A 7,128-nucleotide genomic window follows, 5' to 3' on the forward strand; every position below is an offset into this window, starting at 1 on the left:
CGGCTGGAAGGGCGCGATCCCTCCGCCGGACAAGCCCGATGCCCGCTGGACGCGCCGTCCGGACGGGACCGCCGGCGGTGTCGGCTACGAGACCCAGGCGACGCTCACGGCGATGGCCGCCTTCCTGCCCGGGGTGGTGCCTTCTCCTCTGGTCAACCTCGGCGCGTGGTATTCGACATTGGCGCGCAACGGTTTCACCGCTGTCGGCGATCTGGGGTTCATCAGCAGGCTGCGCGCCCCGATGCAGGAACTGGCAGCGCTGCCCGGCTGCCCGGTTCGCTACTCGCTCTACCAGACCACCTACGACCCCGGGGCGCATTCGGACATGGACTTCGGCGACCTCTCGCCGATGATCCGGCGTGTCGGCTACAAGATCTGGATGGACGGGAGCCCGTCGATCGGAACCGCCGCGATCAGCGTGCCCTATCTGGACTCCGACCGGGCCCGTGTCGCCGACGTACCGGTCGGCACGGCGCCCGGCTTGTCGGTGCTGAACTACTCGCCGGACCAGTTCCTCGCCCTCGTGGAGCAATTCGCCGACGCCGACACCCAGATCGCCACTCACATCAACGGCGACGCCGGTATCGACGTCGTCCTCGACGGCTACGAGCAGGCGCTGGGGCGGCTGGGCCTGTCGGCCTCGGACCACCGCTGGCGGGTCGAGCACTTCGCGACCCCGACCCGGCAGCAGTGTGGTCGCGCGGGGGCGCTGGGCGTGAGCGCGTCGATGTCGCCGTTCCAGTCGCTGTACTGGGGAGACCTCTACGACGGCGTCATCTTCGAGCCCGCCTACGGAGCGCGGTGGCAGCCCTATCGGGACGCGTTCGACGGCGGGGTCCGGCCGACTTTCCACAACGACGGCTACCTCTCGCCCCCGCTGCCCTGGCTGAACATTCAGAACGCCGTGACCCGGCGCAGCGCGTCGGGAACCGTTCACGGGCCGGAACAGGCGCTCTCACTGGACGAGGCACTGGCGGCGCACACCGTCAACGCGGCCTGGCAGCAGAAGCGGGACCGGGAAATCGGTTCGATCGAGGTCGGAAAGCTCGCCGATTTCGTGCTGCTCAACACCGACCCCTACGGCGTGGACCCGGGCCGTCTGCAGGACACCATGAAGGTCTCGGGCACCTGGCTGTCGGGCCGGCGAGTCGACCTGGACGCATTCATGGAGTCGGTCAGGGGACTCGCCCGCCGGTTCGACCTGGATCTGTTCCGCGGGGCGCAGCCGCATCAGTGCTGAGCGGGGTTCGGCGGCCGCCCGCCCGGAAACGGTGGCCTAAGCTGACCCGCTGTGATCACCCGCATGTCCGAGCTGTTCCTGCGCACCCTGCGCGACGACCCAGCCGACGCCGAGGTGCCCAGCCACAGGCTGCTGATCCGGGCCGGCTACGTCCGGCCGATCGGACCGGGCCTGTACAGCTGGCTGCCGCTGGGCCTGCGGGTGCTGCGCCGCATCGAGGACATCGTCCGCGAGGAGATGGTGGCCATCGGCGGCCAGGAGATCCTGTTCCCGGCTCTGCTGCCCCGTGCGCCCTACGAGACCACCAACCGGTGGACCGAGTACGGCGAGGGGGTGTTCAGGCTCAAGGACCGCCGTGACAACGACTATCTGCTGGGCCCCACCCACGAGGAACTGTTCACTCTGACGGTCAAGGGCGAGTACAGCTCATACAAGGACTTCCCGCTGCTGCTGTTCCAGATCCAGGCCAAGTACCGCGACGAGGCCCGGCCCCGGGCGGGCATCCTGCGCGGCCGCGAGTTCATCATGAAGGACTCGTATTCCTTCGACGTCGACGACGCCGGCCTGCGTGCGGTGTATCTGGCCCACCGGGACGCCTACCAGAAGATGTTCTCCCGCATGGGAATTCGCTACGTGGTCGTCTCGGCGGTGTCCGGGGCCATGGGCGGAAGCGCGTCGGAGGAGTTCCTGGCCGAGAGCGAGGTCGGCGAGGACACCTTCGTGCGCTGCCCGCAGTCCGGCTACGCCGCCAACGTCGAAGCCGTCACCACGGCGGCGCCGGCCCCCCTGCCGTTCGACGGGCTTCCCGAACCGGTCGTGCACGACACCGGGGACACCCCGACGATCGCCACCCTGGTGGACTGGGCCAACGGCGTCCGCCCGGAAGGCTGCGGCAGCCGGGAGATCACCGCCGCCGACACCCTCAAGAACGTCCTGCTGAAACTCCGCGCACCCGGCGGCGACTGGGAATTGCTTGCCGTCGGGGTGCCCGGAGACCGGGAGGTCGACGACAAGCGCCTGGGCGCCGCACTGGACCCGGCCGAGTACGCGATGCTCGACGACGCGGATTTCGCCCGGTACCCCTTTCTCAACAAGGGCTATATCGGCCCGAAAGCACTCCTGGACAACGGGGTTCGCTACCTCGTCGACCCCCGGGTCGCGGACGGCACGGTGTGGATCACCGGAGCCGACGAACCCGGCAGGCATGTCGTCGGCCTCGTCGCGGGACGGGATTTCATCCCGGACGGCACCATCGAGGCCGCCGAGGTCCGCGACGGCGATCCGTCGCCGGACGGTGCGGGAACGCTGGTCAGTGCGCGCGGCATCGAGATCGGGCACATCTTCCAGCTCGGCCGCAAGTACACCGACGCGTTCTCGGTCGACGTGCTCGGCGAGGACGGCAAACCGGTGCGGCTCACCATGGGCTCCTACGGCATCGGGGTTTCCCGGCTGGTCGCGGTCATCGCCGAGCAGCATCACGACGAACTCGGGCTGCGGTGGCCGTCGTCGGTGTCGCCGTTCGACATCCACGTGGTGATCGCCAACAAGGACGCCGACGCCCGCGCCGGCGCCGAGGCACTGGCCGGCGAACTGGACCGCCGCGGCGTCGAGGTGCTGCTGGACGACCGCACGGCATCGCCCGGGGTCAAGTTCAAGGACGCCGAACTGCTCGGGGTGCCGTGGATCGTCGTCGTCGGGCGCGGCTGGGCGGACGGGACCGTCGAACTGCGCAACCGGTTCACCGGCCAGACCAGGGAGCTCGCGGTGGCCGGCGCTGCCGGGGCGGTCGCCGACGCGCTTGCGCAGGGCTGAGCGCGGCTACTCGCCGCCCCCGGGGAAGGGCTCGGTCACCGGCCACGCGCCCAGCACCTTGCGCCAGCGCGCCGCCATGACGGCAGTCTGGGTCAGGGCGTTGCCGCCGAATGTGCGGTCCTTCTCGGAGTCGGCCTGCTCGAGGACCGCCCGCCAGGCCACCGCGCAGTCGCTCTCCATCCGGATCGCCAGTCTGGCCGCGGTGTTGGGGGAGTTGACCACCATCGGCAACTGGTAACCCACCGCCGGCAGCGGCGCCTTGACCGAGCGTTCGGACAGCAGCGCTATGGCGGCTTCACGGCGGTCCCGGTGCTCGGCCACCGCCTGCGACACCAGTCCGTTGTCGTCCGGCATCACGTGGGCGGAGACCAGGCCATATCCGTAGATCGCGGCGTGCTCCGCGACGACCGCGTCGTACAGCGCCGCCGGACCGGGGTCGCCGGGACGGTCCGGGTCCGGCGGCGGTTCCCCCGACGACGTGGGATCGGTCGGTGACGTCACTGCGGCTTTCCCTCTCCTGGCAGGCCCACGGTGAACATCGCGGTACACGACGCGGCGATCGACCCCATCAGCCCGGCGCGGTAGCCGGACAGCGCACCGGCCAGCTTCGCCGCCCGCTCCGCGGACTTCCTCAGCGCCTCAGCGACGTCGCGGGCGGACGGTGCGGATGTCCCGGCCGGGGTGGGCGTGGGCGTGGGGGTCTCGGTGGGGGTCGGTTCCCCCGCCGCCCGGGCCAGCTCCTCGACCAGGGCACCGGCGTGCCGGGCCCGCTGGGCGGCGACCTCGCTCAATGCCGCCGACACCGCGGGCTTGGCGGCCCGCGCCGCCGCCGAGGCGAGTGCACTGTCCTGGCGGGCCGCCGCCAGTTCGGCCTCCAGCGGGTCGGGTCCCGGGGGCTTGGACGGCCCGCACGCCGCGACGGCCGGACCGGCGAGAGCCAGCGCCAGCAACCCGCGACCGCCGCCGGCGAGAACACGCCGACGGCTGAGGGTGGGCGCCGGTGCGGCTGAATCTGGGTCGGGCACGCCAACATCCTGCCATTGCCGTCCCGGCAGCTGGCGTATCGTTGGTACCCGGCAGGTACAACTCAAGATGAGGAGCTCGCCGTGACGCAGCGGTCCGCGGGTCTACCCTCGCCGGAGCAGGTGATCGAGCTACTCCAGGACGAGTTCGCGCGCGCCGGTTACGAGGTCGACGACGTGGCCGTCGACACCCGCGCCCATCCGCCGCGCATCCGTGTCGTCGTCGACGGCGACGCCCCGCTCGACCTCGACTCCGTCTCAACGCTGTCCCGATCGGCCTCGGCCCTGCTCGACGCCGTGGACACCGGCCCGACGGCCTACGTGCTGGAAGTCAGCTCCCCTGGCGTGGACCGGCCGTTGACCGACGAGAAGCACTTCCGCCGGGCCCGCGCGCGGCTGGTGGAGGTGTCGATGAACGACGGCAGCACTCTCACCGGACGGCTCGGCGCGACGGCGAACGGTGTGGCGGAGTTGGTGGTCCGCTCCGGCCGTGGCCTGCAAGTGCAGCAGGTGCCGCTGAGTGAAGTCCGCAAAGCCGTTGTCCAGGTTGAGTTTTCGCCGCCCAACGCCAAGGAGCTGGAATTGGTCACGGAGGCCGGGACATGAACATCGACATGGCCGCACTGCACGCGATCGAGGTTGACCGGGGGATCGCGGTCGACGAACTGCTCGACACCATCAAGTCCGCGCTGCTGACCGCCTACCGCCACACCGAGGGCCACCAGCCCGACGCGCGCATCGAGATCGACCGCAAGAGCGGCGCGGTTCAGGTGATCGCCCGGGAGACCGACGCCGACGGCGCCGTCGTCAACGAATGGGACGACACCCCCGAGGGCTTCGGCCGGGTCGCCGCCACCACCGCCCGCCAGGTCATGCTGCAGCGGTTCCGCGACGCTGAGAACGAACGGGTCTACGGCGAGTTCTCCGCCCGGGAGGGCGACATCGTGGCCGGGGTGGTCCAGCGCGACGCGCGGGAGAACGCCCGCGGCAACGTCGTGGTGCGACTGGGCAGCGAGACCAAGAGTTCGGAGGGCATGATCCGCCCGGCCGAGCAGGTGCCCGGCGAGAACTACACCCACGGGGACCGGCTGCGCTGCTATGTGGTGGGCGTCACCCGCGGGATGCGCGAACCCCGGATCGAACTGTCGCGCACCCATCCCAACCTGGTCCGCAAGCTGTTCTCGCTGGAGGTGCCGGAGATCGCCCAGGGATCGGTCGAGATCGTCGCGGTGGCGCGCGAGGCCGGCCACCGCTCCAAGATCGCGGTCCGGTCCAAGGTTCCCGGTCTCAACGCCAAGGGCGCCTGCATCGGCCCGATGGGCCAGCGGGTGCGCAACGTGATGAGCGAGTTGTCCGGGGAGAAGATCGACATCATCGACTTCGACGAGGACCCGGCGCGGTTCGTGGCCAACGCCCTGTCGCCGGCCAAAGTGGTGTCGGTGCAGGTGGTCGACGTCGCGGCACGCGCCGCCCGGGTGGTGGTGCCCGACTTCCAGCTGTCGCTGGCGATCGGCAAGGAGGGGCAGAACGCCCGCCTGGCCGCCCGGCTGACCGGCTGGCGGATCGATATCCGCAGCGACGCCGCGGTGCCGGAGGCGGAAGCCGACGCCGCCCCGGCCCGGCGACCGCCGGGCGCCGGGTAGGGGCCGGACCGCGAGGCCGGTTCGGCGGGCCGTGCCGGTGACGTAGACTGACCTGTGATCCAGCGCGAGATTCCGGCCGCTGACGCGCGCACCGCCCCGGTGCGGACGTGCATCGGCTGCCGGAAGCGAGAGTTGGCCGTCGAACTGCTCCGGGTCGTGGCCGTGTCGATGGGGAACGGACAGTTCGCCGTCGCCGTTGACACGAAGAGGTCACATCCGGGCCGGGGAGCCTGGCTGCACCCCGACGGGCGATGCCTTCAGGCAGCGATCCGCCGGCGGGCTTTCGCCCGAGCGCTGCGCATCACCGGAACACCGGATACAGCCGCGGTGGTCGAGCACTTCGCAGTGCTCAGTCACCCGGGAGAGAAACAGGTAGCGAAGAACATGAGCACACCGTGAAGTCCCGATGACCATGCGTCATAGCTAAACCCGAGGCGCGGCCCACCCACCGCTGTCGCCTCTAGAGATGGAGATGTAGTGGCAGGCAAGGCCCGCGTACACGAGTTGGCCAAGGAACTCGGTGTCACGAGCAAGGAAGTTCTCTCTCGCCTGAGTGAGCAGGGCGAGTTCGTCAAGTCGGCGTCATCCACGGTCGAGGCGCCCGTCGCGCGGCGTCTGCGCGAATCCTTCGGAGGGGCGAAGGCTCCGGCGAAGGCGCCGGACAAGGCCGCGCCGAAGGCCGCGCCGGCCAAGGCCGGGGCCGAGAGCGCGCCCGTCGCGCCGGCGCCCGCGCCGCGGGGCACCACCGGGACGGCCGAAGGCGCCCGCCGCACCGCCGCGCTGGCCGGGCCGGCCTCCGCCGCCACCGCCCCCGCCGGGACGCCCGCGGAACCCGCCGGCGCCCGCGGGGGCGCCGCCCCCGCCACCGCCCGGTCCGCCGGTTCGGTAGTTACCGCCGCCGCCGCCGGGACGCACACCCTGGCCCGGACCGGGCCGGGGGCCGCCGCCGCCGGGACGCGGCGCACCGGGCCGTGGCGGCCGGCCGAGACCACCGCCGGGCCGCGGCGGCATGTTGCCGGGAGTCGCGCCGGCCGGCCGGGGTCCGCCGGGACGCGGAATCCCCGGTCCGGGCCGAGGTCCCCCGGGGCCGGCCGGACCGACCGGCCTGGGCATCGGGCGCTCGACGGGCTGGGCCGAGGAGAACGGGTTGTTGCCGACCCGGGGCGGCCGCGGAAGCCCCGGCTTGGGAGCCGCCGGACCCGGCCGCGGGCCGGGAGCCGCCGGGGCGGCCGGTGCGCTCACCGTGGGAGCCGGTGGAACGGGGGGCGCGGCCGGTGCGGGGGGCGCGGGCGCCGGCGCGACGGGCTCGCTCTCGGCCCCGGCCTTGGCCGGCGCTGCCTTCTGCGCGTCCTTGTCCGGCGCCTGCGCCGGAGCCTTCGCCCATCCGAAGGATTCGCTCAGACGCCGCGCG

At 71.9% G+C, this 7,128-nt stretch carries 7 protein-coding genes and 2 pseudogenes; 6 read left to right on the forward strand and 3 right to left on the reverse strand.

Translation table 11 applies throughout. From position 1 onward, the window contains the following. Together ACKOQ4_RS03060 and ACKOQ4_RS03065 are read left to right on the forward strand one after the other, a co-directional pair. A partial coding sequence (locus tag ACKOQ4_RS03060; protein ID WP_526288697.1) for an amidohydrolase occupies positions 1-1,240 on the forward strand: 1,240 nt, incomplete at its 5' end. A 51-nt stretch (positions 1,241-1,291) separates the two neighbouring features. Continuing rightward, on the forward strand, positions 1,292-3,052 hold the full coding sequence (locus ACKOQ4_RS03065) for a proline--tRNA ligase (protein ID WP_526288699.1): 1,761 nt from the start codon (positions 1,292-1,294) through the stop codon (positions 3,050-3,052). 6 nt (positions 3,053-3,058) lie between these two features. Here ACKOQ4_RS03065 and ACKOQ4_RS03070 read toward each other — a convergent pair whose 3' ends face one another. Together ACKOQ4_RS03070 and ACKOQ4_RS03075 are read right to left on the reverse strand one after the other, a co-directional pair. After that, positions 3,059-3,553, reverse strand: a complete 495-nt coding sequence (locus tag ACKOQ4_RS03070; RefSeq protein ID WP_526288701.1) for a ferritin-like domain-containing protein — start codon at positions 3,551-3,553, stop codon at positions 3,059-3,061. Beyond that, positions 3,550-4,077 carry a hypothetical protein gene (locus ACKOQ4_RS03075; RefSeq protein WP_526288703.1) on the reverse strand — a complete coding sequence of 176 codons (528 nt, stop codon included), beginning with the start codon at positions 4,075-4,077 and terminating at the stop codon, positions 3,550-3,552. The genes ACKOQ4_RS03070 and ACKOQ4_RS03075 overlap by 4 nt, the downstream gene beginning before the upstream one ends. 81 nt (positions 4,078-4,158) lie before the next feature. On the opposite strand from ACKOQ4_RS03075, the gene rimP reads away from it, so the two are divergent. The 4 genes and pseudogenes from rimP to ACKOQ4_RS03095 all read left to right on the forward strand — a co-directional run. Then, positions 4,159-4,680, forward strand: a complete 522-nt coding sequence (gene rimP, locus ACKOQ4_RS03080; RefSeq protein ID WP_526288705.1) for a ribosome maturation factor RimP — start codon at positions 4,159-4,161, stop codon at positions 4,678-4,680. Continuing rightward, entirely contained in the window at positions 4,677-5,717 is a 1,041-nt protein-coding gene (gene nusA, locus ACKOQ4_RS03085; protein WP_526288707.1) for a transcription termination factor NusA, read from the forward strand. Before rimP ends, nusA begins: the two co-directional genes overlap by 4 nt. 54 nt (positions 5,718-5,771) lie before the next feature. After that, the gene (locus ACKOQ4_RS03090) at positions 5,772-6,116 is read left to right on the forward strand and encodes a DUF448 domain-containing protein (RefSeq protein WP_526288709.1); all 345 of its coding nucleotides are present in this window, start codon (positions 5,772-5,774) and stop codon (positions 6,114-6,116) included. A gap of 78 nt (positions 6,117-6,194) precedes the next feature. Next, positions 6,195-6,338, forward strand: a pseudogene (locus tag ACKOQ4_RS03095) (translation initiation factor IF-2 N-terminal domain-containing protein); the annotation flags it as partial. A gap of 99 nt (positions 6,339-6,437) precedes the next feature. Here the strand turns inward: ACKOQ4_RS03095 and ACKOQ4_RS03100 are convergent. Next, positions 6,438-7,128, reverse strand: a pseudogene (locus ACKOQ4_RS03100) (translation initiation factor IF-2); the annotation flags it as partial.

Source organism: Mycobacterium sp., from assembly GCF_046095365.1.
Classification (GTDB): domain Bacteria; phylum Actinomycetota; class Actinomycetes; order Mycobacteriales; family Mycobacteriaceae; genus Mycobacterium.